The 24,731-nt window shown below is 75.1% G+C and carries 15 protein-coding genes and 2 pseudogenes; 5 read left to right on the plus strand and 12 right to left on the minus strand.

Annotated elements, in window-relative coordinates; all coding sequences use genetic code 11:
• Positions 1–684, minus strand: a 684-nt coding sequence (locus tag A2U95_RS32495) for a TerD family protein (RefSeq protein WP_240957222.1), incomplete at its 3' end; no start/stop codon positions are given.
• A gap of 108 nt (positions 685–792) precedes the next feature.
• Entirely contained in the window at positions 793–1,398 is a 606-nt protein-coding gene (locus tag A2U95_RS06695; protein WP_166021290.1) for a M48 metallopeptidase family protein, read from the minus strand.
• A 248-nt stretch (positions 1,399–1,646) separates the two neighbouring features.
• On the opposite strand from A2U95_RS06695, the gene A2U95_RS06700 reads away from it, so the two are divergent.
• Together A2U95_RS06700 and A2U95_RS06705 are read left to right on the plus strand one after the other, a co-directional pair.
• Entirely contained in the window at positions 1,647–2,870 is a 1,224-nt protein-coding gene (locus A2U95_RS06700) for a TOMM precursor leader peptide-binding protein (RefSeq protein ID WP_166021291.1), read from the plus strand.
• Positions 2,863–4,200 carry an ABC1 kinase family protein gene (locus A2U95_RS06705; RefSeq protein WP_166021292.1) on the plus strand — a complete coding sequence of 446 codons (1,338 nt, stop codon included), beginning with the start codon at positions 2,863–2,865 and terminating at the stop codon, positions 4,198–4,200. The genes A2U95_RS06700 and A2U95_RS06705 overlap by 8 nt, the downstream gene beginning before the upstream one ends.
• A gap of 182 nt (positions 4,201–4,382) precedes the next feature.
• Here the strand turns inward: A2U95_RS06705 and A2U95_RS06710 are convergent, their stop codons facing one another.
• The 4 genes and pseudogenes from A2U95_RS06710 to A2U95_RS06725 form a co-directional block, all read right to left on the minus strand.
• Positions 4,383–4,712: a hypothetical protein gene (locus A2U95_RS06710; protein ID WP_166021293.1), complete on the minus strand. Its 330-nt coding sequence runs from the start codon at positions 4,710–4,712 to the stop codon at positions 4,383–4,385.
• Positions 4,709–5,077, minus strand: coding sequence for a WhiB family transcriptional regulator (locus tag A2U95_RS06715; RefSeq protein WP_166021294.1), 369 nt, complete (start codon positions 5,075–5,077; stop codon positions 4,709–4,711). Before A2U95_RS06715 ends, A2U95_RS06710 begins: the two co-directional genes overlap by 4 nt.
• A 165-nt stretch (positions 5,078–5,242) precedes the next feature.
• Positions 5,243–5,677: a hypothetical protein gene (locus A2U95_RS06720; RefSeq protein ID WP_420856971.1), complete on the minus strand. Its 435-nt coding sequence runs from the start codon at positions 5,675–5,677 to the stop codon at positions 5,243–5,245.
• Between the two features lie 184 nt (positions 5,678–5,861).
• Positions 5,862–8,163 (minus strand): annotated as a pseudogene (locus A2U95_RS06725) (ATP-dependent DNA helicase UvrD2).
• Positions 8,164–8,356: 193 nt separating this feature from the next.
• On the opposite strand from A2U95_RS06725, the gene A2U95_RS06730 reads away from it, so the two are divergent.
• A complete protein-coding gene (locus A2U95_RS06730; protein WP_166021295.1) occupies positions 8,357–8,614 on the plus strand; it encodes a mycoredoxin in 258 nt (85 codons plus the stop codon).
• A gap of 601 nt (positions 8,615–9,215) precedes the next feature.
• On the opposite strand, the gene nudC is transcribed toward A2U95_RS06730, so the two are convergent.
• From nudC to A2U95_RS06755, 6 genes and pseudogenes are all read right to left on the minus strand, one after another.
• Positions 9,216–10,295, minus strand: coding sequence for an NAD(+) diphosphatase (gene nudC / locus A2U95_RS06735; protein ID WP_166021296.1), 1,080 nt, complete (start codon positions 10,293–10,295; stop codon positions 9,216–9,218).
• On the minus strand, positions 10,285–11,688 hold the full coding sequence (locus A2U95_RS06740; protein ID WP_166021297.1) for a dipeptidase: 1,404 nt from the start codon (positions 11,686–11,688) through the stop codon (positions 10,285–10,287). Before A2U95_RS06740 ends, nudC begins: the two co-directional genes overlap by 11 nt.
• A 9-nt stretch (positions 11,689–11,697) precedes the next feature.
• Complete coding sequence (locus A2U95_RS06745; RefSeq protein WP_166021298.1) at positions 11,698–15,468, minus strand: ATP-dependent DNA helicase; 3,771 nt, start codon at positions 15,466–15,468, stop codon at positions 11,698–11,700.
• A gap of 220 nt (positions 15,469–15,688) precedes the next feature.
• Complete coding sequence (locus A2U95_RS32500) at positions 15,689–17,386, minus strand: UrvD/REP family ATP-dependent DNA helicase (protein ID WP_240957224.1); 1,698 nt, start codon at positions 17,384–17,386, stop codon at positions 15,689–15,691.
• A gap of 481 nt (positions 17,387–17,867) precedes the next feature.
• A pseudogene (locus A2U95_RS33730) lies at positions 17,868–19,262 on the minus strand (ATP-dependent helicase); the annotation flags it as partial.
• A 232-nt stretch (positions 19,263–19,494) separates the two neighbouring features.
• On the minus strand, positions 19,495–19,920 hold the full coding sequence (locus tag A2U95_RS06755) for an MGMT family protein (protein ID WP_420856972.1): 426 nt from the start codon (positions 19,918–19,920) through the stop codon (positions 19,495–19,497).
• A 263-nt stretch (positions 19,921–20,183) separates the two neighbouring features.
• Here A2U95_RS06755 and A2U95_RS06760 point away from each other — a divergent pair, with 263 nt between their 5' ends.
• Positions 20,184–23,030, plus strand: a complete 2,847-nt coding sequence (locus A2U95_RS06760; protein WP_166021300.1) for a lysylphosphatidylglycerol synthase transmembrane domain-containing protein — start codon at positions 20,184–20,186, stop codon at positions 23,028–23,030.
• Positions 23,031–23,124: 94 nt separating this feature from the next.
• Positions 23,125–24,669 carry an alpha/beta hydrolase gene (locus tag A2U95_RS06765; protein WP_166021301.1) on the plus strand — a complete coding sequence of 515 codons (1,545 nt, stop codon included), beginning with the start codon at positions 23,125–23,127 and terminating at the stop codon, positions 24,667–24,669.
• Positions 24,670–24,731: the final 62 nt, after the last annotated feature.

Genomic DNA, 24,731 nt, shown 5'->3' on the forward strand with positions numbered 1-24,731 from the left:
TGGCTGCTGCTGCGCGGGGACGGGGGCGGGAGCCGCCGGGACGCCGAACGCCGGGGCCGGGGGTGCCGCCGGTGCGGCGGGCGGGGCGAAACCCGGTGCGGTCGGCGGGGCGAAGCCCGGCGCGGCCTGCGGGGCGGCGGGCGCGGCGGGCTCCTCCTCGGCGACCTCGCCGCCGAAGTTCCTCAGCAGGGCGTCGAGCCCGCCGTCGAAGCCCTGGCCGACCGCGGCGAAGCGCCAGACGTCCTTGAGGTACAGGTCCGCCAGCATCACCGCGCGCTCGGTGGAGAACTCGGCGCCGTCGAAGGGGTAACGGGCGACCTCCTCGCCGCCCGCGACGATCCGGACGTAGCCTGGTCCGACCTGGGACATCTGGCCGGCGCCGTCGATGGTCGCGGTGAACGACAGCTTGTGGATCCGCGGCGGCAGCCGGTCCAGCGTCACCCGGAACGACTGCGTGTCGCCCGCCTGCTCGCCCAGCAGTTGGACCGATTCCTCGGGGGACTTCGGCTGGTTGTAGAAGATGAAGTAGCGGTCGTCCGAGAGACGCTCGTCGGCGTCCAGCCCGAAGCAGCTGATGTCGAAGACCAGCCCGGGGCCCGCGATGTGCACACCGACGTAGAGGTCGGTGCCCGCGGTCAGATCACTGATCCTGGCCTTGTGGCCGCGTTGGAATTCCCTGGTCATGCGTTACGCCCGTCCCCCATTCCGTCCCGAAAGATGCTCGGTCAGGCTAGCCCGTTGTCGCGGGGAACGGACGGGCGGGGACACAGCCGCTACAGAACGCGGACCAACTCAGCCGGACTCGCCGGGCCGGGCGGCGGGCAGCTGCGGCAACCGTTCCGCGGCCACCACTCCTTCGAGGTAACCCCTGGCTCGCTCGGTACGGGGATACGTCTCCAGCAGCCGCCAGAAGTCGGGGCCGTGGCCCGGGACCAGCAGGTGGGCGAGTTCGTGGAGCAGGACGTAGTCGACGACGTACTCCGGCATGCCCTGGAGCCGGTGCGAGAGCCGGATGCTCCCCTCGGCGGGGGTGCAGGAACCCCAGCGGCTGTTCTGGTTGGTCACCCAGCGCACCGTGGCGGGTCTGGCCCGGCCGGCGAGGTACTGCTCGGACAGCCGGGTGGCCCGCCGGCCCAGCTCGGAGTCGTCCGGGGTGCGCCGGCTCTCCTGGGCGGCCAGCTTGTCCAGCATCACCCGCACCCAGCGCCGTTCCTCCGCCTCGGACATGCGGGCCGGGATCAGCACCACGGTCCGGTCGCCCTCCCGGTAGGCGGAGACCGTGCGGCGTCTGCGGGTGCTCCTGCGCACCTCCACCGCGTCCGCCGGAGGGCCCTCCGAAGGCGCGCCCGGGACACCTCGCTGCTGCGTCACGGCTCGGGAGGAAGGGTCGGAGGGCACCCCTCGACGTTACCGCCTGCGACCGGAGACGTCCCCGCCGCGCGCCCGATCCGCTCCGATATCCACACCGCCCGAACCGGCCGTCCCCTGATTGGTACGACAAGTACCAGGTGCCTGTGGACAACTCCCGGCACCGGCAGGGCGGATCGGGGCATGCTGTCGACCGACGGCCCGTTCTGCGCCGTTGCGATGGTTTTGGTCACATCCGGCGGCAGGCGTCCCGGACGGACCGGAAAGGGTTGGTCGCCATGCATCCCAGGGTGAAGCCCGCGCTCCGCCGCGGCTGGCGGGATCTGAACACCGTGCAGTTCGGGATGACCCCGGCGCACGCCATGACGCTCGCGCCGGTCGACACGGCGACGGGCACCTTCCTCGACCTCCTCAACGGCACCCGCGGCATGGAGCTGCTGCGTGAGGAGGCGGTGCGGATGGGGCTGCCCGAGGACCACGCCGACGGGCTGGTCGAGCGTCTGGCCGAGGCCGGCCTGCTGGACGACGCCACCGGAGGCGGCCCGGAGGGCGAGGCGCTGCGCGAGCGGCCGCACGTCCTGGACCGGCTCCGGCCCGACCTCGCCTCCCTCTCCCTGACGGCTCCCGCTCCCGGCGACGCGGTGCGGCGGCTGACGGCCCGCCGCAGGCTGCGGGTTCAGGTCCGCGGCGCGGGCCGGGTGGGCGCGGCGCTGGCCGCGCTGCTCTCGGCCGCGGGAGTGGGAGAGGTGGACGTGCGGGACGGCGGCTGCGTCCAGCCGTGGGACGTCGCACCGGGCGGGCTGCCGCCGGCCTCGGTCGGTGAACGCCGCTCCGACGCCGCCCGGCGCCTGGTCCGTGACGCCGCACCGGAGCGCCCGCCGCGCCGCGGCTCCCCCTGCCCGTTCCGCGACGACGCCGGCTTCGCCCTCGTGCTGCTCGCTCCGCGCGACGACCTCGCCGTCCACTCCCCCGACCCGCAGGACGCCGAACCCCTGCTGGCGGCGGGCATCCCGCACCTGTACGCGGGGGTGGTGGAGGGGACGGGCGTGGTCGGTCCGCTGGTGCTGCCGGGGGAGACGTCGTGTGCCGGGTGCCTGCACCGGTGGCGGGTGGAACGCGATCCGACCTGGCCCCGGCTGCTCGCCCAGTGGCGCTCCCGCCGGACGCGGGCGGTGGCCGCCTGCGACGTGGCGCTGGCCGCCGCGGTCGCCGGTACGGCGGCGGGTCACGCGCTCGCCTTCCTCGACGGGCTGTCCGCGGCCGGTTCGCCGCACTCCGCCGGGGTGCGCTGGGAGGCGGCGCTGCCCGCACTGCGGTGGCGTACCCGGGACATCGCCCCACATCCGCACTGCCCTTGCGGTGCGGCGGAGCGACCGGAGGCGGAACTGTCCGGGGCGCCAGGGCAGTCACAGGACACAATGGCGGAGCACGGGCCGTCAACGGAGTCATGCCATCGGGCAAACGCGGCACCACGGCCCGGGACTTGGAGGGCGCATGTCTGATCTTCCCCGGAAGGCGATCACCAGGACCGCCAAACTCGCCGCGCTCCCGCTCGGTCTCGCCGGCCGGGCCACCTGGGGGCTGGGCAAGCGGATCGTCGGAGAGTCGGCGGACCTCGTGGGGCGTGAACTCCAGCAGCGCACGGCCGACCAGCTGTTCAAGGTCCTGGGCGAACTCAAGGGAGGAGCGATGAAGTTCGGGCAGGCGATGTCCGTCTTCGAGTCGGCCCTTCCGGAGGAGCTGGCGGGCCCCTACCGGGCGGCGCTCACCAAACTCCAGGACGCGGCGCCGCCGATGCCCACCCGCACCGTCCACGAAGTGCTGCGCGAGCGCCTGGGTGACGACTGGCGGGACCTCTTCCAGAAGTTCGACGACACTCCTTCGGCCGCCGCCTCCATCGGGCAGGTGCACCGCGCGATGTGGCGGGACGGCCGCGAGGTCGCCGTGAAGGTGCAGTACCCGGGCGCCGGGGACGCGCTGGTCTCCGACCTCACCCAGCTCGGCCGCCTGGCAAGGCTGCTGGGACCGCTGGTCCCGGGCATCGACGTCAAGCCGTTGGTCGCCGAGCTGAAGGACCGCGTCCGCGAGGAGCTGGACTACGCTCTGGAGGCCGGGGCCCAGCAGGCGCACGCGGAGGAGTTCGCGGACGATCCGGACGTGCTGGTGCCGGCCGTGGTCCACCAGAGCGAACAGGTGCTCGTCACCGAGTGGATCGACGGCACACCTCTGTCGCAGGTCATAGCCGACGGAACCCCGGAACAGCGGGACCGCGCGGGGCAGTTGCTGGCCCGCTTCCTCTTCTCCGGTCCGGCGCGCACCGGCCTGCTGCACGCGGACCCCCACCCGGGCAACTTCCGTCTGCTGCAAGGCGGTTCGGAGGATCCCGATGACTGGCGCCTGGGGGTTCTGGACTTCGGCACGGTGGACCGGCTGCCCGGCGGGCTGCCCTCACCGATCGGCGAGGCGCTGCGGATGGCGCTGGACGGCGAGGCCGAGGCGGTCCACTCGCGGCTGTACGCGGAAGGCTTCGTCAAGGAGACCGTCGAACTCGACCCGGAGGAGGTGCTGGAGTACCTGCTGCCGATCATCGAGCCGGCGCGGGTGGCGGAGTTCTCCTTCAGCCGGGGGTGGCTGCGGAGCCAGGCGGCGCGTCTCGCCGATCCCCGTTCCCCGGCGCACCAGTTGGGCAAGCGGCTCAACCTGCCGCCGTCCTACCTGCTGATACACCGGGTGACGCTGAGCACCATCGGCGTCCTGTGCCAGCTCGGCGCCACGGTCCGGCTCCGTCACGAGCTGGAGTCCTGGCTCCCGGGCTTTGCCGCGAGGGAGTGACGAAGGGCAGCCCACCGGCGGCGGGCCCGGACGGCGGCACGGGACCGGGGACACACCCATGCCGCCCGGCCGCCCGGCCCCGTGCGGTGAAGAGGTCCTGTGCGGGAGGGCGGCCCGGCGGGGGCGGAACGCACCGCGGGGCCGCCCCTGGTGGGGCGGCCCCGTCGGCTCTGCTCGCGGCGTTACTGCATGACGGCGAGGGCCAGGGCACGCCGGGCGCGCATCGACGCGCGCTCGGCCCGCCGCTGCATCCGCCGGGCGGCCACCACGCGGAGCGCGGGCCGGGCGACCTCGGCCTCACGCAACCGCTCGCGCATATGCGCGCGGGCCATGGCTTCTGGGATGAGTTGCATTTCTCGGGTCCTGTTCTGGCGCACCTCGGGCGCACCGGTGAGGGGGAAGTCTCGGGTGGCGGGCAGGGAACCTGCGGGCTCGTGGGTGGACGGCTTCATCGGGGCCTGTTTCCGGGGATCGTGCGTGTGGGGGGCGTCAATGGTGCGGTGGCCGGTCATGCCGTGACCGGGTTCTTGCGCGGACGGCCACGGGGCCGCTTGCGGGCCACCACGACACCCTGGACGAACAGTTCGCCGCCCCAGACGCCCCAGGGCTCCCGGCGCTCCTTGGCGCCGGCGAGGCAGGCGTCGACCAGCGGGCAGGTACGGCACAGCGACTTGGCGTACTCCACGTCGGCCGGGGACTCGGCGAAGAAGACCTCGGGGTCGTTGGAGCGGCACGGGGTGGGGGTGCCGAGGCCCTCGATGGCGTCGTCGAGAGCGGTCAGGGTGATGAGCGGAGTCAAGGAAAGGTCCTCCGTGAGGCCGGGCGGGGGATTGGTGTCGGAAGTCGGTACGGACGGGGCGTGCGCTTCGAGTTGCACGGGGTGTCTTCCTCGTCTGGTGTCGTCCGGCCGGTCGGCCGGTGGTGGGTACCGGTTGTTCTCTTGTCCCGAGGTCCTTCGGTCCGTCTCCCGTGTCCGGGAAAACAGAAGGGCCGCGGATCCCGGATGGGGTTCCGCGGCCCTGAAGGCACCGGCCTGAGTACGTCAGGCTGGATCGCTCCAGGGTTCCGGCCCGCGGAGGGCCCACATCTGGGGGTGGTTCATCGTCTGCTCGAGGGCTCCGGCACCGGCCGCCGCGTAGCCGAAGGCGTGAGCCTGGGCCACTCCTGCTTCCAGTGCCTCGGTCGGTCGCTCGTCGCGGACGCGGACGGAAATGCCCGCGAAGGACGACTCGGACCGGTTGCCGGACACCGGGGCGCCGGCGAACACGCCGCCCTTGACCAGACCGCCGTCGACCAGGCCGAGGCCGGAAAGGACGGCGCCGGACAGCTTGGAGGCGAGCGGCTTGGAGGCGGACACACCGGTGCCACGGTCGAAGGCGGGAGTGCACAGCGAGGCGACGTGGTGATCGTTCTCCAGGACGGCGGTGCCCAGGGCACGCAGGGTGCTGATGCCGGTGGTGTTGGTCTTGCTGATCACTTCAATCGCCTCCTCTCGGCGTCTTCGGGACCGTGAACGGTCCGGCGGATACAGACGTCAGTACAGCACGGAGCGGAAGCCTTTTGGGAGGCTCCGTGTTCCGTGCTCTAGAACCTATGGGGCACTGCGGGGAGCGCGCAAACTATTTTTGCGACGACTTCGCAACGGTGTGTCGCGAACCCGTTCAGTCCTCCTCCGCACGGTCCTGACCGGCGCAGATGGCCAGCACGTCGGCGCCGTAACGGTCCAGCTTGCGCATGCCGACGCCGGGGATCCGGGCCAGCTCCACCGGATCCTCGGGCACGGTCTCGGCGATGGCCATCAGCGTCTTGTCGGTGAAAACGCAGAAGGCCGGCTGCCCGCTGCGCCGCGCCTGGACCTCGCGCCAGGACCGCAGCCGCTCGTAGACGCCCTCGTCCATCTCGGACGGGCAGTCCTCACAGCGCATCAGCTTCATCTCGCCGGCGTCGGTGAGGGTGCGGCCGCAGACCTTGCAGCGGGCGACGGTGCGACGGGTCCGCCGGGGCGCGGCCCGCTCGGCCCGCGCGGCGGCCCAGGAACCGTCCGCGCCGCCGGTCCCCGCCGTGCCGTACTCGACGCCGCCGGCGCCCCCGGGGCCGCCGGGCGGCCCAGGAACCGTCCGCGCCGCCGGTCCCCGCCGTGCCGTACTCGACGCCGCCGGCGCCCCCGGGGCCGCCGCGCGCGGCGGCGGCCGACCCGCTGCCGGGGCGCAGACCGTCGAGGAACCTGCTGGGCCTGCGGTTCGGACGGCCTCCCGGCGTCCGGGAGAGGGCCCAGGACAGGTGGAGCCGTTCCCGTGCGCGGGTGACGCCCACGTAGAGGAGGCGGCGTTCCTCCTCCACCTGCTCGTCCGTCCTGGCGTAGGTGATCGGCATCATGCCTTCGGCGACGCCGACCAGGAAGACGGCGTCCCACTCCAGGCCCTTGGCCGAGTGCAGGGAGGCCAGGGTGACGCCCTGGACGGTGGGGGCGTGCTGGGCTGCGGCCCGTTCGTCGAGTTCGGCGACCAGCTCGGCGAGCACGGCCTGCGGCCGGGCCGCCGCGAAGCCCTCGGCGAGGTGGACCAGGGCGGCCAGCGACTCCCACTTCTCCCGGGCCGCGCCGGAACCGGCCGGGGGCGCCGGGCTCCAGCCCTGGCCGGAGAGCACCGCCCGGACCTGTCCGGGCAGGTCCTCGGCGTCGCCGAGCAGCGCGTCGTTCCCGCCGAAGCGGGCGGCGGCCCGCAGCTGGTGGACGGCCCGGCGGACCTCCTGCCGTTCGAAGAACCGCTCGGCGCCGCGCAGCTGGTAGGGCACGCCGGCGTCGGCGAGCGCCTGCTCGTAGGTCTCGGACTGGGCGTTGGTCCGGAACAGCACGGCGATCTCGCTCGCCGGGACGCCCGCGTCGATCAGCTCCCGGATGGCACGGGCCGCGCCCTCCGCCTCGGAGGGCTCGTCCGGGTACTCGGCCCAGCGGGGCTCGGGACCGGACGGGCGCTGCGACACCAGCTCCAGCCGGTGGTCGGCGGCCCGGCCGGTGGCCTGGGTCAGCAGGCCGTTGGCGAGCCGCACCACCTGGGGCGTGGACCGGTAGTCGCGGACCAGTTTGACGACGGTGGCGCCGGGGTGCCGGGTGCGGAAGTCCAGCAGGTAGTCGGGGGTGGCGCCGGTGAAGGAGTAGATCGTCTGGCTGGCGTCGCCGACCACGCAGATGTTCTCCCGGTCGCCCAGCCACAGCTCCAGCAGGCGCTGCTGGAGGGGGGAGACGTCCTGGTACTCGTCGACGACGAAGTGCTGGTACTGGGCGCGGACCTCGCGGGCGATGTCCGGCCGGTCCTGGAGGATGCCGACGGTCAGCAGCAGCACGTCCTCGAAGTCGATGAGGCCGCGGTCGCGCTTGAGCTCCTCGTACACGTCGTAGACGCGGGCGACCTCCGCCGGGTCGCGGGGGGCCTCCCGCCCGGCCTTCGCGGCCGCGGGCGCGTAGTCGGCGGGCACGGTCTGGGTGACCTTGGCCCATTCGATCTCCGCGGTGACGTCCCTGAGCTCCCCGCGGTCCAGGCGGATGCCGCAGGAGGCGGCCGCCTCGGCGACCACCTGGACCTTGCGGTCGACGATCCGGGGCAGCGCCCCGCCCACCGCCTTGGGCCAGAAGTACTGGAGCTGGCGCAGCGCCGCCGCGTGGAAGGTGCGGGCCTGGACGCCGGTCGCGCCGAGCTGGCGGAGCCGCCCGCGCATCTCGCCGGCGGCGCGGTTGGTGAAGGTGACGGCGAGGACGGTGGTGGGCTGCAGGATGCCCGCGCGGACGCCGTAGGCGATGCGGTGCGTGATGGCCCGGGTCTTGCCGGTGCCCGCGCCGGCCAGGACGCACACCGGTCCGTGCAGCGCGGTGGCCACCGCCCGCTGCTCGGGGTCGAGCCCTTCCAGCACCGCGTCGGCCGAGTCCGGGACGGCTGGGAAGAGAGAGGAGTGCGTTGCTGGTGTCACCCCGCCATGCTGCCAGGTCGGCCGGGACGGACGGGGCGGCCGTCCACAGGGCACCGGCATTCGTCGTATGAATTGCGGCGCAGCTCACTCGGCCCGGGGGCGGGGAATGCCGGCCGGGCACCGGACGTTCACCGTGTGCGACGAACTGTCGTACGACCGTACAGTCCCCATCTCCCCGAGGAGCGCGAAGCCCATGCCCGGCACCGTGACGATGTACAGCACCACCTGGTGCGGCTACTGCCACCGGCTGAAGAGCCAGCTGAACCGTGAGGGCATCGCCTACGAGGAGATCAACATCGAGCAGGACCCGGAGTCGGCCCTGTTCGTGGAGAAGGTGAACGGCGGCAACCAGGTCGTGCCGACGGTCCGCGTGGTGCCCACGGCGGGCGGCGAGGCGGTCGTGATGACCAACCCGAGCCTGGCGCAGGTCAAGCAGGCGCTGGGCGCCTGACGCCTCCCCCCACGCGCCGCCTCGCGCACGTCCCCGGACCCCCGTCCCGGCCGTCGATCCGGCCCGGCGGGGGTTCCGCGCGTCCGGGCACGCGCGGGAGCGCCGCCGTGATGTACGGGCTGCTCCTCGTGTGGAACGGATCGCCGCGGTGCGGCGGCAGTCGTTGTACTCGCACAGCGAGGCGGAGGGCGAGCTGAATCTGCCGGTGGGGTCGCGGACGTCCCTCACGGTGGAGCCGACCGAGCCGGTGGACGCGCCGCGGCTGCCGGGGGCGGCCGGGGCGGTGAGGGTGGTCGGTTCCACGCCGACGACGCCGACGCGCTGCACGCGCCCTCGCCGAGGCGCTCCGTCCCCTCCCCGGCCCCGCCCGACCGCCTTCCCTCGTCTCCCGCGGCCCCGCGCGCCCGCGCCGCCCGTGACAACCGGGCGTGCGGCCGAGCGGGCGGGCGCCGAACGGGCGGACGGGCGGACGGGCGGCGCCGCCCGCGTCCCGGCGCACCGCGCCCTCCCTTCCCCGGAGGGCTCCGCTCCCGCCGCCGGGCGAGCCGTCACGTGCGGCACTGCCGCACGTGCCCCACGTGCGGCACGTGCCGGCCGCGGGTCAGGCCCCCCGGGTGGGGAGGGGGCGGCCGTACCAGGTCTCGATGAGGCGCGCGGCGATGGAGATGCCGAACGGGGGCAGCACCTCGCCGGAGGCGAACGCGGCGGTGAGCTCGTCCCGCGAGAACCACCGGGCCTCGCTTATCTCCTCGCCGTCGACCTCGGTGTGCGTGGTGGTGGCGTGCGCCATGAACCCCAGCATCAGGCTGGAGGGGAAGGGCCAGGGCTGGCTCGCCACGTACGAGACGTCGCCCACGACGACCCCGGCCTCCTCGAAGACCTCGCGCCGCACCGCCGCCTCGATGGACTCGCCCGGCTCCACGAACCCGGCCAGCGTGGAGAACCGTCCCTCGGGCCAGTGCACCTGCCGCCCGAGGAGGATCCGGTCGTCGTCGTCGGTGACCGCCATGATCACCGCCGGGTCGGTGCGCGGGTAGTGCTCCGCCCCGCACTTGGGGCAGCGCCGCACGTGTCCGGCCGCGGCGATCACCGTCTTGCCGCCGCAGCGGGAGCAGAACCGGTGCAGCCGCTGCCAGTTCTCCAGCGCGACCGCGTGCACCATCAGTCCGGCGTCCCGGTCGGACAGCAGCAGCCCCGCCTCCCGCAGCCCCGCCGGACGCGCCGACTGGTCCATGCGGCCCGGCAGCGCGTCCCGCTGGAGTGCGAAGTACCGCACGCCGTCGTCGTCGGTGCCGAGGAAGTAGCGGTGCGCCTCGGTGAGCGGCGCCTCGAACGACGGCGTGGTCACCAGTTCGGTGCGCCCGTCCGGCGTCTCGTCGATGAGCACCTGGCCGCCGGAGACCACGAAGCAGCGGGTGGTCGGGTGGCTCCAGGCTGCGGCCAGCCAGGCCTCGTCGAGCCGGTGGTGGGCGGAGCGGTCGATGCCGGAGGGCGCGGTCAGCGCCACGGGCCGGCCGGCGAGGCCGGAGGCGGGACCGGAGGAACCGGCCCCGTCCGTCGGTGAGGAGTCGGTCGGTTCGCGTTCGGTGGTCGAAGCGGTCACGGCGGGTTCGGGCTCCCCCTGTGAGTCGGCCGGCCCGCCCGTGGCGGCGGCGTTGGCGTCGGTGGTGTCAGCGGGCATCGCGCAGGCCCTCGGCGAGGTCGCCCCAGAGGTACGCGGCGGTCTCGACGCCCTTGACGAGGAGGTCCAGCTCGACCTTCTCGTTGGGCGCGTGCCAGCCGTCGGACGGCACCGAGATGCCGAGGAACAGCACCGGCGCGCCCAGCACCTCCTGGAGGTCGGCGGCGGGGCCGGAACCCCCCTCCCGGGTGAAGCGGACCGGCTGACGGAAGGCGCGCCCCATGGCGCGGGCCAGGGACTGCAGGGCGGGGTGGTCCAGCGGGGTGAGGCAGGGCCGGGTGGCGCCGCCGAAGTGGACCTCGTGCCGTATCCCGGCGGAGACCCGCTCGGCGACCCAGGCGCGCACCAGCCGCTCGATCCGCTCGGGGTCCTGTCCGGCGACCAGCCGGAAGGTCAGCTTGACCATGGCCGAGGACGGGACGATCGTCTTGCCGCCCACGCCCTGGTAGCCGCCGCCGATGCCGTTGACCTCGGCGGTCGGGCGGGCCCAGATGCGCTCCAGCGTGGTGTAGCCGGCCTCGCCGGAGGCGGCGTGCGACTTCGCGGTGCGCAGCCACCGCTCCTCGTCGAACGGCAGCTCGGCGAAGAGGGCCCGCTCCCGCTCGGTGAGCTCGACGACACCGTCGTAGAAGCCGGGGACCGCGACCCGGCCGTCCTCGTCGTGCAGCGCGGCGACCAGGCGGGCGACGGCGGTGGCCGGGTTGGGCACCGCGCCGCCGAACGAGCCGGAGTGGATGTCCTGGTCCGGTCCGTGCAGGCGGACCTCGAACTCGGCGACGCCGCGCATGCCGGTGCAGACGGTCGGGGTGTCCTCGGACCACATGCCGGTGTCGGAGACGATCACCGCGTCGGCGGCGAGCCGCTCGGCGCGCTCCTCGACCAGGGCCCGGAAGTGCGGCGATCCGGACTCCTCCTCGCCCTCCACCAGCAGCTTCAGGTGGACGGCGGGCGAGGTGCGGCCGGTGGCGGCGAGGTGCGCCCGGACGCCCAGGGTGTGGAAGAAGACCTGGCCCTTGTCGTCGGCGGCGCCGCGCGCGTACAGGCGGCCGTCCTTGACGACGGGTTCGAAGGGATCGGTGTCCCAGCCGTCCTCGCGGGCGGCGGGCTGCACGTCGTGGTGGCCGTAGACGAGGACGACCGGGGCGTCCGGCTCCTCGGCGGGCCACTCGGCGAAGACGGCCGGAGCGCCCGGGGTGTCCCAGACCTCGACGACCGGGAAGCCGGTCTCCTTCAGCGCACCGGCCAGCCAGTCGGCGCTGCGCCGCACGTCCTCGGCGTGCTCGGGCTGGGCCGAGACCGACGGGATGCGGAGCCACCGGGTGAGCTCCTCGAGGAACGCGGCGCGATGCTGCCGGATGTACGTCTGGACGGCGCTGTCCAAGGTCTCGCTCATGCTCCGACCCTATCGGCCCGCACCCGGGTGCCGGTGGGCCGAAGCCGGGTCCGCTTCCGTGGAACCGGACACCCCCGGTGCGCCGAAGGCTCCCCCGCCGTCCCTTTCGTCCGCCGTTTCTCCTGACAGGAGCCGCTCCAGCTCGGCACGGCCGGGCAGCCGGGGCGGCCGGACGACCTCGCCGGTGCGGACGTACAGGAAGGAGGCTGTGACGGATTCCACGGGCACTCCCCGCTGTTCCGCCCAGGCCAGCCGGTAGACGGCGAGCTGGAGGGGGTCGGCGGTGGGGGCGCGGTGGGTCTTCCAGTCGACGATCTCGTACCGGACCTCCTCGCCGGCGGTCTCCCGGTAGACGGCGTCGATCCGGCCGCGCACCACCCGGCCGGCCAGGGCCAGCTGGAACGGCGCCTCGACGCGGTAGGGGGTGCGGCGGGCGTACTCGGTGCGCTCGAAGGCCTCCTTGAGAGCCTCCAGGTCGCGTTCGTCCTCGATCTCCGCGTCCGTGCCGGGCAGTTCGTCGGGCTCCAGCATGGGCAGCCGCAGCGCCTCGAAACGGGACTCCACCCAGGCGTGGAAGCGGGTGCCGCGGCGGGCGGCGGGCTGGGGCGGGCGCGGCATCGGGCGGGCCAGCTCACGGGCGAAGGCCGCCGGGTCCTCGTTGAGGCGCACCAGCTCGGACGCGGTGAGCGAGACGGGCAGGACGACCTCGGTGACCGCCTGCCGGGCGCGCACCAGCTCCTCGGCGAGCGCGTCGAGGTCCCGGTCCCAGGACGCGACGGCGCGCGCCTCCTCGGGGGTGAGGCCGGCGTGGGGCGCGTCCTGCCGGGGGAACGGGGCATGCGGCGGCGCGGCGGGTTCGTGCCGGGGCCGCGGCTCCTGCCGGGACTGCGGTTCCTCCCCGGACTCGGACCCCTGCCCGGGCTCGGACCCCTGCCGGAACTCGGGCTCCTGCCCGGGCCCAGGCTCGGACTCCCGGCCGAGCCCGGGAGCGGACCGCGGCTCCGCCCGGTGCTCCACGGCGGGGGCCGGCGCCTGGTGGGGGACGGCGACGGGCCGTTCCGGGCGTTCGGTGGACAGCGCGTCCCAGTCGAGGGCGTCGCCCAGGTCCGCGTACTCCTCCGGCGGGACGTCGTCCGGGTCGTCCGGCGGCGGGGGCCAGTCGGGGTCGTACGGCTCCGGCCCCGGGTCGGCGGGGGGAGCCTGGTCCGGGCCGGCGGCCTCGGCCGGCGGGTGGGCGCCGTCGTGCGAGGAGGCGCGCTCGAGGTGCGCCAGCACGATCCGTTCGGCCTCGCGGCGGCGGCGCAGCGCCTCCCGGTCCAGCGGCAGCGGCCACGCCTGCTCCACGGCGTCCTCGGCGAGCGCCGGGTTCTCCTCCCCCGGTTCCGGCTCGTCCGCCCAGACCTCGGTCTCGCCGTATCCGGCGGCGCAGTGGTCGTGCAGCGCCCGCAGGAACGCGGACGGGCCCCGCACGGTTTTCTGGCTGGGGCCCCACCAGTGACCGGAGCCCAGCAGCAGCGAGCGCGGCCGGGTGAAGGTGACGTAGCCGAGGCGCAGTTCCTCGGTGGCGTGGTGGTCCTTCATGTCGGCGTGGAACTTCTTGAGCCCCGCCGCGTCCCAGTCCGCGACGTCCGGCAGCGTTCCGGCGTCACCGCGCAGCGCGTGCGGGAGCACCTTGCCGTGGGCGGTCCACCGCTCCTGTCCCTTGGCGTCCGGGAAGGTGCCGGTGACCAGGCCGGGCACCACCACGACGTCCCACTCCAGTCCCTTGGACTTGTGCGCGGTGAGCACCTTGACGGTGTTCTCGCCGCCGGGCAGCGCGTTGTCCAGGCCCTTCTCGTACTGCTGGGCGGTGCGCAGGAAGCCGAGGAAGGCGAGCAGGGTGGCGCGGCCCTCGTCCGCGGTGGCCGAGGCGGCGAAGGAGGCGGCGACGTCGAGGAAGTTGTGCAGCGTCTCGCGGCGGCGGGCGGCCAGGGCCTGCGGCGAGGCGGAGAGCTCGACCTCCAGGCCGGTCACCGCCAGGACCCGGTGCAGCACGTCCATCAGCGGGTCGGCGAGGGAACGCCGCAGGTCGCGCAGTTCGGCGGCGAGCCGGGCGAAGCGGACCCGGGCCTCCGGGGAGAAGGGCAGGCCGTCGTCGGAGCCGTCGGAGGAGGGCTCCAGGAAGGTGTCAAGGGCGTCGGCGAGCGAGATCACCTCGGCCGGGTCGGTGCCCTCGACGGCGGCGGCCAGCCGGCGCTCCGGGTCGTCCTCGCCCCGGTCGCGGGCGACCAGCAGCCGGGCGCGGCGGCCGAGCAGGGCGAGGTCGCGCGGGCCGATCCGCCAGCGCGGGCCGGTGAGCAGCCGGACCAGGGAGGAGTTGGCCCCGGGGTCCTGCAGCACCTCGCAGGTGGCGACCAGGTCGGCCACCTCGGGCAGGCTGAGCAGCCCGGACAGGCCGACCACCTCCACCGGCACGTCCCGGGCGACCAGCGCGGCGTGGATCTCCGGGAAGTCGGCGGACTTGCGGCAGAGCACGGCGATCTCGCCGGGAGCGGTGCCGGTGCGGACCAGATGGGCGATCGAGTCGGCCACCCACGCCATCTCCTCGGCGTGGGTGGGCAGCAGGGCGCAGCGGACCACGCCGTCGCGTTCGGCGCCGGGGGCGGGCCGCAGCGCCTCGACGCCTTCGTGCATCACGCGCAGCGGCGCGGCGAGGCCGTTGGCCAGGTCGAGGAGGCGGCCGCCACTGCGCCGGTTCTCGCTGAGGGCGAGGCGGTCGGCGGGGCGGCCGTCGGCGTGCGGGAAGTGCTCGGGGAAGTCGTCGAGGTTGGCGACGGAGGCGCCGCGCCAGCCGTAGATGGCCTGGCAGGGGTCGCCGACCGCGGTGACCGGGTGGCCGGTGCCGTTGCCGAAGAGGTGGGAGAGCAGGATGCGCTGGGCGACCGAGGTGTCCTGGTACTCGTCGAGCAGCACGACGCGGTACTGGTCGCGCAGGATCGCGCCGACCTCGGGGCGGGTGCGGGCGAGCCGCGCGGAGAGGGCGATCTGGTCGCCGAAGTCGAGCAGGTCGCGCTCGTTCTTGGCGGCGCGGTAGCGGGTGACCAGCTCGGCCAGCTCCCGGCGGGCGGCAGCGGCCTCGGGGACCTTGCGCAGGTCGGCGTTGGAGAGCTTGGCGTGGCGGAGGACGTCGAGCAGTTCGGCGTCGAAGGCCCGCAGCCGCCCGGGCTCCACCAGGTGCTCGGCGAGCTCGCCGTCGAGTGCGAGGAGGTCGCTGACCAGCGTGGAGAACATCCCGGTGAGCGCCGGGTAGGGGCCGGGGGCCTCACGCAGCACGCGGGCCGCGAGCTGGAACCGGGCGGCGCCGGTGAGCAGGCGGGCGGTGGGTTCCAGGCCGATGCGCAGCCCGTGGTCGGTGAGCAGGCGGCCGGCGAACGAGTGGTACGTGGAGATCAGCGGCTCGCCCGGCACGCCGTCGGGGTCCGTCGCACCGGGCCCGGCGGGGTCCACGGCGTCCGGGTCGGTGACGCCCGCCTTGACCAGGGCCTTGCGGACGCGTTCGGACAGTTCGGCGGCGGCCTTGTTGGTGAAGGTGAGTCCCAGCACCTGCTCGGGGGCGACCTGGCCGGTGCCGGCCAGCCAGACGACGCGGGCGGCCATCACGGTCGTCTTGCCGGAGCCCGCGCCCGCGACGATCGCCTGCGGCGCGGGCGGGGCCGTGATGCAGGCGATCTGCTCGGGGGTGAACGGGATCCCGAGCAGGGACTTCAGCTGCTCGGGATCGGTGAGACGGGCACGGGACACGTGACGAGGCTAACGGCGCTCTCGGACACCTCCGACCGCGCGGCGGGAATCACCGCAGGCCGGCGGCGCGCGGGGTGCGGGAGCTCACAGCCCCGGACTCCCGCGCGCCCCGCCGCACGCCGTCGCCGCCACCCCCGTCCCGCCGCACGCCGTCGCCCTGCCCGGGTTGCCCCGCGTGGACGTCACGGAGCGCCGCGTGGCCCCGCTCCGCCGCGTGGCGTCACTCCACCACCTGCCGTCCCTCCGGCCGGGCCGAGCAGCTGGAGCGGAACGCGCAGTGGTCGCACTGCCGCCCGGTGGCCGGGGTGAACCTCTCGTCCAGCACCTTGCCCGCCGCCGTGGCGAGCAGGTCCCCCACCCACTCGCCGCCGTCCGGCGACTGCGCCTGCACCTTGGGCAGGGCGTCCCCGCCGTCCCGCTTGGCGGCGGCCTGCCGCAGGTGGACCAGTTCCGCTCCCCCGGGCTCCGGCCGCTCGCCGCCGAACAGGTCGTCCACCGCGCCCTCGCGGACGGCCAGCTGGTACACGGCGAGCTGCGGGTGGCGCGCCACCTCGGCACCGGTGGGCGCGTTCTTGCCGGTCTTGAAGTCGACCACGTACGCCCGCCCCCGGGCGTCCCGCTCCACGCGGTCCATCGAACCGCGGATGCGGACCTGGTACTCCCCGGCCTCGATGGTGACGTCGAAGTCGTGCTCGGTGGCGACGGGGGTGCGGCCCGCCGTCTCCCGGCCCATGACGTGCCAGTTGAGGAAGCGCTCCAGCGCGGCCCGGGCGGTCTCCCGCTCCTGGGCGGACTTCCACGGGGCGTCGAAGGCGAGCGCGTTCCACACCGAGTCCAGCCGCTCCATGAGCACGTCCAGGTCGGCCGGGGTGCGCCCGGAGGCGACCTCGTCGGCCAGCACGTGCACCACGTTGCCGAAGCCCTGGGCGGCCGTGGCCGGGGCGTCGGCCTTCACCTCCCGCCCGAGGAACCACTGCAGCGAGCAGGTGTTGGCCAGCTGGTCCAGGGCGCTGCCGGACAGGGCGACCGGCCGGTCCCGCTCACGCAGCGGCACCTTGCTCTCGGTGCGCTCGAGCATGCCCCACCACCGGTAGGGGTGGGCGGCGGGCACCAGCGGGCGCCCCTCGTCGTCGGTGAGGGCGGCCAGCCGGGCCAGCCGTCGGGCGGCCGCGTCCCGCAGCGCCGGGGACGCCTCGGGGTCGACGGTGGTGGCCCGCAGCTCGGCGACGAGCGCGGCGACCGACAGCGGGCGGCGGGGACGCCCGGTCACGTCCCTGGGTTCGACGCCCAGCTCGGTGAGGAACCGGGAGGGCTGGTCGCCGTCCTCGGCGGGGGCCTTCACCGCGGTGACGACCAGCCGCTCGCGGGCGCGGGTGGCCGCCACGTAGAAGAGGCGGCGCTCCTCGGCGAGCAGCGCTCCCGGGGAGAGCGGCTCGGCGAGGCCGTCCCGGCCGATGCGGTCGGCCTCCAGCAGCGAGCCGCGACGGCGCAGGTCGGGCCAGAGCCCCTCCTGGACCCCGGCGACCACCACCAGCCGCCACTCCAGTCCCTTGGAGCGGTGCGCCGTCATCAGCTTCACCGCCTCGGGCCGGACCGCCCGGCGGGTCAGCGTGTCGGCGGCGATGTCCTGGGCGTCGGTCTCCTCCAGGAAGTTGAGGGCGCCGCGGCCGCCGATGCGCTCCTCGGCGCGGGCCGCGGTGGCGAACAGGGCGCAGACGGCGTCCAGGTCACGGTCCGCGTTGCGCCCGGCGGCGCCGCCGCGGCGGGCGGCCCGCTCCAGGCGGGAGGGCCAGGCGGTGCCGTTCCACAGCTCCCACAGGGCCTCCTCGGCCGTGCCGCCCTCGGCGAGCAGGCGCCGGGTGCGGCGGAGCAGCTCCCCGAGCTGCTGGGCGCCGCGGGCGTACGACGGGTCGTGCACGGCCAGCCGCTCCGGCTCGGCCAGCGCGCGGGCGATCAGGTCGTCGGACGGCGGGGGCAGCGGGTCGCCGGCCGCGCGCTCCTCGTCCCGCAGGGCGCGGCCCAGGCGGCGCAGGTCGGCCGTGTCCATGTTGGCCAGCGGCGACGACAGCAGCGTCAGCGCGGTCTCGGTGTCCAGCCAGGCCGGGACGACCCCGGCCGCACCGGTCCCGTCCTCCGTGTGCCGCGCGCCGTCCTCCGCCGTGGCGCCGTCGTCCTCCGCCGTGGCGGCACCGGCCTGCGCCGCGCGGTCCGCCGCGCCCTCGCCCGTCGCGCCCTCGTCCGCCGGCTCCCCGTCCGCCGGGTCCGCCGCGCCGTCGCCCTCCTCGAGGGCCGCGCCGCCCGCGTCCCTCCCCGTCCGCCGGGTCCGCCGCGCCGTCGCCCTCCTCGAGGGCCGCGCCGCCCGCGTCCGCCGGCTCCGCCGGCCGGTCGCCCGCCGGGCCGGACTCCGCGCGGGCCACCGCGCGCAGGGCCGTCAGCAACGGGGCCACCGCCGGTTCGTGCCGCAGCGGTACGTCGTCGCCGTCGATGTCCAGCGGCACGCCCGCCACCGTGAGCGCGCGCCGGACCACCGGCAGGGACCGGGAACCGGCCCTGACCAGCACCGCCATCTCCGACCACGGCACGCCATCCTCCAGGTGGGCGCGGCGCAGGATGTCGGCGATGTTGGCCAGCTCGGTGCCGGCGGTCGGGTAGGTGTACACCTCCACCGAGCCGCCCTCACGGTCGGGGGCCGGCTCGCGGTGGGCGCGGACCTTCTCGGCGGGAAGCCTGGTCAGCGGCATCCGCCGGGTGATCAGCCGGGTGGCGGCCAGCAGGTCCGCCCCGGCCCGCCGTGACGTGCGCAGCACCTCGACCGGCGCCGGACCGCCGTCGGCCCGGGGGAAGACGTGCGGGAAGTCGAGGATGCCGTTCACGTCGGCGCCGCGGAAGGCGTAGATCGACTGGTCCGGGTCGCCGAACGCGACCAGGGTGCGGCCGCCCCCGGCCAGCGCCCGCAGCAGCCGGACCTGGGCGGGGTCGGTGTCCTGGTACTCGTCGACCAGGACCGCGTCGTACTCGGCGGCGAGCCGGCCGCCCACCTCCGGGCGGCCGGCCAGCAGCACCGCGCGGTGCACCAGCTCCGCGTAGTCGACCACGCCCTGGAGGTCGAGGACGTCCAGGTACTCGGCGAGGAACGCCGCCGCGGCCCGCCAGTCGGGCCTGCCTATGCGGCGGGCGAAGTCGTCCAGCGCCGCCGGGTCCAGCCCGAGTTCGCGGCTGCGCGCCAGCACGGCGCGCACCTCGTCGGCGAAGCCGCGGGTGGTGAGGCAGGCGCGCAGGTCGTCGGGCCAGCGGACGTGGGCCAGCCCCAGCCGCTCCAGCTCCGGCTGGCCGGCCAGCAGCTCGCGCACCGTGACGTCCTGCTCGGGGCCGGACAGCAGGCGCAGCGGCTCGGCGAAGACCCCGCTCTCCTGATGGGCGCGGACCAGCGCGTAACAGAAGGAGTGGAAGGTGGTGGCCTGCGGCGCGCGGGCCGCCCCGACCCGCGCCGCCATCCGGTCCCGCAGCTCCACGGCGGCCTTGCGGCTGAAGGTGAGCACGAGTATCCGCGCCGGGTCCCCGCCGCGGGCGATCCGGGCGGCCACCGACTCCACCAGCGTGGTCGTCTTCCCCGTGCCGGGGCCTGCGAGGACCAGCAGCGGCCCCGAGCGGTGTCCCACCACCGCGCGCTGCGCCGCGTCGAGCCGCGGGGGCTCCGGCACGGCGACCGGCGTGCGGACCAGCCGGTACCCGCCGTCGGCCGCCCACCACGCCTGACGGCGGGGCGGGGGCGCGGTGGTGGAGGGGATGCTCATGGTTCGCCGGTCCTGGTGGTGCGGTGCTGGCTGGTGGGAGGGGGTCGACTGGTGCGCCGGGTGCGCGGCGGGGTCCCGGAGGAGGGGGCCGGCGCGCGTTCGGTCGCCCGTCGAACGTACGGCATGGCGGAGGCGTGCCCGCGCGGGTCCGCCCCCGCCGGGATTCACCCGGCCGGAGCAGCGGTGGACCCGCGGTCCTTCCGGCCGGCCCGCCGGCACCGGTCCCGGCGGCTTACCCCGCCCCGGCGTCCGGAAGCCCGCCCGGCCCGCTGTGACCTCCGGCACGTCCGGCGTCCTCCCCGGCCGGGGCCCCGTCCCACCGGGCCCGTCGCATGTCGAGCCGCGGCAGCGACCCCCGGGAGGCGCCGCCGGCCTCCCTCAGCGGGGTGCCCTCCTCGCGGTAGTGGTCCAGCGCCCGCAGCTCGTGGCCGGGCAGCAGCACCCCGTCGGACCGGACCACCCGCCACCACGGCACGGCGCTCCCGTACAGCGCCATCACCCGCCCCACCTGGCGCGGACCTCCCTCGCCGAGCCATTCGGCGACGTCCCCGTAGGTCATCACCCGGCCCGGAGGAATCCGTTCCGCGACCTCCAGCACCAGCTCCGCGTACACGGGGAGTGCGTCGCCGGGCCGCTCCTCGTCACTCATCCGTCCCATCCTGCCGCACCCCTCCGACACATCTGCGGCGCCTCCGCCGTGCGCCCGGTCCGCTCCCCCGGGCGTGCACCGGAGGCGCGCGGGGCGGATTTCACGCCTGTGGATCGCCCCCTGACCCCACCACGCGTCGGCGGGACATGCCACCATCGTGCGGGCGGTGACTGGTGATACGAGAGCGGAACGAGACCGAGGAGTGGCAGGGCGTGCATCCCGAAGAGGCGGAGAGCGCTGCCGAGGTCTCGCCGCCCCACCCGAAAGCAGACATGACGAAGGCACCCGGTTCCGAACGCGCCGTCGGCGCCTCCGACGCGACCCGCCCCGGCGGTGAGCCCCGCGACGGCTCGACCCGCTCCGGCGGGCCCCCGGGCGGCGCACCCGGCACACCGGCCGGGCCCGGCGCCCCCTCCGGCGGCGGCACCCCGTCCGGCCCGCGCGGAGGGGCCTCCGACGGCGGCTCCTCCGACGGCGGCGCCTCCGACAGCGGCGCCTCCGGCGGCACCGGCCCCGACGGCGGCGACGAGGTCCAGGGCGACGAGCCCCTGCTCCCCGCCCGGGTCCACCGCCCCTCCGACCTGATGCGCCTGCTCGTCGGCCTGCTGGCCGTCGCCGTGCTGCTGGCCGTCGCCGCGTTCGCCGAAGGCGCGACCTCCGGCCTCGAACAGGACATCAACGAGGGCACCACCGCCGCCCCGGACCTGCTGATCAAGGTGGCCGGCCTGGCGTCCAGCATCGCCATCCTGCTGGTCCCGGTCGCCTTCGCGGTGGAGCGGCTGATCAAGCGGGACGCCCTGCGGATCGCCGACGGCGTGCTGGCGGCCGTGCTGGCGCACGGCGTCACCCTCGCCACCGACCTGTGGGTGGCGCGTTCCGCCCCCGACCCGATCCAGGACGCCCTCACCCAGCTCGCGCCCGGCGGCAGCGGTGCCACCGCTGCGTTCACCGACCCGGTGCACGGCTATCTCGCGCCGGTGATCGCCTTCATGACCGCCGTGGGCCTGTCCCGAAGACCGCGCTGGCGCACGGTCCTGTGGATGGTGCTGGTCCTGGACGCCTTCTCCATGCTGGTCAGCGGCTACACCACCCCCTTCTCCATCCTCCTGACCATCCTGATCGGCTGGAGCGTCGCCTACGGCACGCTGTACGCCGTCGGCTCGCCCAACGTCCGGCCCACCGGCCGCACGCTGATGGCCGGCCTGCGGCACGTGGGCTTCCGCCCCGCCACGGCCCGCCAGGAGACGGACTCCGGCGAGGGCCACGAGAGCGACCGCGGCCGCCGCTACTTCGTCACCCTGGAGGACGGCCGGCCCCTCGACGTCACCGTGGTCGACCGGGAGCTGCAGGCCCAGGCCTTCTACTACCGGGTCTGGCGCAACCTCACGCTGCGCGGCTCGGCCACCCGCCGCAGCCTGCAGTCGCTGCGCCAGGCGCTGGAGCAGGAGGCCCTGCTGGCCTACGCGGCCATCGCGGCCGGCGCCAACGCCCCCAGGCTGATCGCCACCGCCGAGCTGGGCCCGGACGCCGTGATGCTGGTCTACGAGCACACCGGCGGCCGTCCGCTGGACCAGCTCGACGACGAGGAGATCACCGACGAGCTGCTGCGGGACACCTGGCGGCAGGTGAAGGCCCTGCAGTCGCGCCGCATCGCCCACCGCAGACTGGCCGGCGACGCCATCCTGGTGGATCGTTCCGGCGGGGTGATCCTCTCGGACCTGCGCGGCGGCGAGATCGCCGCCGGCGACCTGCTGCTGCGGATGGACATCGCCCAGCTGCTCACCACGCTCGGCCTGCGGGTCGGCGCCGAGCGCGCGGTGGCCGCGGCGGTGGAGGTGCTGGGACCGGACGCGGTCGCCGACTGCCTGCCCCTGCTCCAGCCCATCGCGCTGACCCGCACCACCCGCGCGACCCTGCGCCGGCTGGGGCGGGAGCGCGCCCAGCGGGAGCGCGAGGCGGTGCTGGAGGCCTCCGACAAGGCCCGGGCGCTGCGCGCCGCCGAGCGGGAGGCGGACGCCGGGGGCACGACGGCCGCCGACCGCAAGACCCTCAAGGCCGAGCAGCGCGCCGACAAGCGCGCCGTCGACGAGGCCCTGGAGGAGGCCCGCGAGGAGGACCTGCTCACCCAGATCCGCCACCAGGTGCTCCGCATCCGTCCGCAGGCCCCGGTGGAACCGGCCCGCCTGGAGCGGATCCGCCCGCGCACGCTGATCACCTTCATCGCGGGCGCGATCGGCGCCTACTTCCTGCTCTCCCAGCTCGCCCACGTCCCGTTCGGGTCGCTGATCTCCCAGGCGCACTGGGGCTGGGTGGCCGCGGCGGCGCTGTTCGCGGCGCTCAGCTACGTGGCGGCGGCGATGTCGCTGCTCGGCTTCGTGCCGGAGCGGGTGCCGTTCTGGCGCACGGTCTGCGCGCAGGTGGCCGGCTCGTTCGTGAAGATCGTCGCCCCGGCGGCGATCGGCGGAGTCGCCCTGAACACCCGGTTCCTCCAGAAGGCGGGAGTCCGGCCCGGTCTGGCGGTGGCCAGCGTGGGCGCCTCCCAGCTCTTCGGGCTGGGCGCGCACATCATGCTGCTGCTGGTCTTCGGCTACCTCACCGGCATCGAGAAGACCCCGTCCCTGTCCCCCTCCCGGACGGTGATCGCCGGTCTGCTGACCGTCGCGGTGCTGGTCCTGGTCGTGACCTCGGTGCCGTTCCTGCGGAAGTTCGTGGCGACCCGGGTGCGCTCGCTCTTCGCGGGCGTGGTGCCGCGCATGCTGGACGTGCTGCAGCGCCCGCAGAAGCTGGCCACCGGCATCGGCGGCATGCTCCTGCTGACCGTCTGTTTCGTCCTCTGCCTGGACGCCTCGGCCCGCGCGTTCGGCAGCGGGACGACCGGCGTGAGCCTGGCGAGCGTCGCGGTGGTGTTCCTGGCCGGCAACGCGCTCGGCTCGGCGGCGCCGACCCCGGGCGGCATCGGCGCCGTCGAGGCCACGCTCACCCTCGGCCTGGTCGCGGTGGGGCTGACCCAGGAGGTGGCGGTGCCCGCGGTGCTGCTCTTCCGCCTGTTCACCCTGTGGCTCCCGGTGCTCCCCGGCTGGCTCTGCTTCGGCTACCTGTCCCGGCGGGAGGCGCTCTGACGCGGACGCCGGGGCGCGCGGCCCCGGCGGTCCGGGTAACCCGGACGGGTCCCGAGCCCGCGCGGCGGCCGGTGGCGCGCAGGAACATGGCCGCATGCCCTACGCCTCCCGGACCCGCGCCGCGGCCCTGCTGACCACGGCCCTCCTCGCCGCCGGAGCCCTCGCGGCCTGCGGCGGCGAGGAGGAGGGCGACGTGCGCGAGCAGTCCCTGGAGTGGGAGGACTGCCCGGCTCCCTCGGACGCCCAGGGCGGCGGCACCTCGCCCTCCCCGCTCCCCGGCGACGCCGACTGGCAGTGCGCCACCATGCGGGCGCCGCTGGACTGGTCGGAGCCGGACGGCGAGACGATCGGCATCGAGCTGATCCGGGTCCGCTCCAGCGGCGGCGGGAAGGACCGCATCGGCTCCCTGGTCTTCAACTTCGGCGGCCCCGGCGGTTCCGGCGTCACCACGCTGCCCGCGTTCGGCCAGGAGTACGAGGCGCTGCGCACCCGCTACGACCTGGTCAGCTTCGACCCGCGCGGGGTCGGCCGCAGCGAGCCGGTGGAGTGCGAGAGCGCGAGCCGGCTGGACGCCCTCCTCCAGAAGGACGGCACGCCCGACGACGCCGGGGAACGCGCCGAGTACGAGCGGGGCCTGCGCGACTTCAACGAGGCCTGCGAGGAGAACTCCGGCGAGGTCCTCCCCCACGTGCGCACCACCGACGCGGCCCGCGACCTGAACCTGATGCGGGAGGTCCTCGGCGACGACAAGCTGTACTACTTCGGCATCTCGTACGGCACCGAACTGGGCGGCGTCTACGCCCATCTGTTCCCGGAGGAGGTGGGCCGGGCCGTCTTCGACGCCGTGGTCGACCCGACGCAGGACCCGGAACAGGGGTCGCTGGGACAGGCCCGGGGGTTCCAGCGCGCGCTGGACAACTTCGCCGAGGACTGCGCGTCCAAGCCGCAGGAGGAGTGCCCGATCGGCACGGACGCCGACGACGTCAAGAAGCGGATCACCCAGCTCCTCGCCGACCTGGAGGAGCGCCCGCTGCCGGGCAGCTTCCCCCGCCTGCTCACCGAGACGGCGGCTACCGGCGGCATCGCCCAGGCCCTGTACTCGAAGGACTTCTGGCCGCTCCTGACACAGGCGCTGGACGAGGCGTACGAGGGCGACGGCCGGACGCTGCTGTTCCTCTCCGACGCGATGAACGGGCGCGACCAGAGCGGCGAGTACAGCAACCTGGTGGCCGCCAACACGGCGATCAACTGCTCCGACGACAGGCCCCGGTACACGGTCGCCGACGTGGAGCGGGTGCGGCCGCGGTTCCGTGAGGCGTCACCGGTGTTCGGCGACTACCTGGCCTGGTCGATGCTGAGCTGCGCGGGCTGGCCGGTGGCGGGCGCCGCGGACCACCCCGACGTCGGCGCGCCGGGCGCGCCGCCCATCCTGGTCATCGGCAACACCGGCGATCCGGCGACGCCGTACGAGGGCGCCCGGCGGATGGCCCGGGCGCTGGGACCCGGGGTCGGCGTCGAGATCACCTACCGGGGCGAGGGCCACGGCGCGTACGACAGCGGCGACAGGTGCGTCCAGGACGCCGTGAACGGCTACCTCCTGGAGGGCAGGGTCCCCCGCTCGGGAACCGTCTGCGGCTAGGGCCGCTCCGGCCGTCGCCCGGAGGGCGGGCGCGTGCCGGGCCGCGTGCGCCCGGCACGCGG

This window comes from Streptomyces chilikensis, assembly GCF_001642695.1.
GTDB classification, from domain to species: Bacteria; Actinomycetota; Actinomycetes; order Streptomycetales; family Streptomycetaceae; genus Streptomyces; species Streptomyces chilikensis.

What these genes read in the sequence shown, in the direction of transcription:
- A2U95_RS06705 (WP_166021292.1), top strand. Translation starts at nt 2,863, where the DNA reads ATGTCTGATCTTCCCCGGAAGGCGATCACCAGGACCGCCAAACTCGCC.
- A2U95_RS06755 (WP_420856972.1), bottom strand. Translation starts at nt 19,920, where the DNA reads ATGGGACGGATGAGTGACGAGGAGCGGCCCGGCGACGCACTCCCCGTG.
- A2U95_RS06740 (WP_166021297.1), bottom strand. Translation starts at nt 11,688, where the DNA reads ATGAGCGAGACCTTGGACAGCGCCGTCCAGACGTACATCCGGCAGCAT.
- A2U95_RS06700 (WP_166021291.1), top strand. Translation starts at nt 1,647, where the DNA reads ATGCATCCCAGGGTGAAGCCCGCGCTCCGCCGCGGCTGGCGGGATCTG.
- A2U95_RS06730 (WP_166021295.1), top strand. Translation starts at nt 8,357, where the DNA reads ATGCCCGGCACCGTGACGATGTACAGCACCACCTGGTGCGGCTACTGC.
- A2U95_RS06760 (WP_166021300.1), top strand. Translation starts at nt 20,184, where the DNA reads ATGACGAAGGCACCCGGTTCCGAACGCGCCGTCGGCGCCTCCGACGCG.
- nudC (WP_166021296.1), bottom strand. Translation starts at nt 10,295, where the DNA reads ATGCCCGCTGACACCACCGACGCCAACGCCGCCGCCACGGGCGGGCCG.
- A2U95_RS06710 (WP_166021293.1), bottom strand. Translation starts at nt 4,712, where the DNA reads ATGACCGGCCACCGCACCATTGACGCCCCCCACACGCACGATCCCCGG.
- A2U95_RS06765 (WP_166021301.1), top strand. Translation starts at nt 23,125, where the DNA reads ATGCCCTACGCCTCCCGGACCCGCGCCGCGGCCCTGCTGACCACGGCC.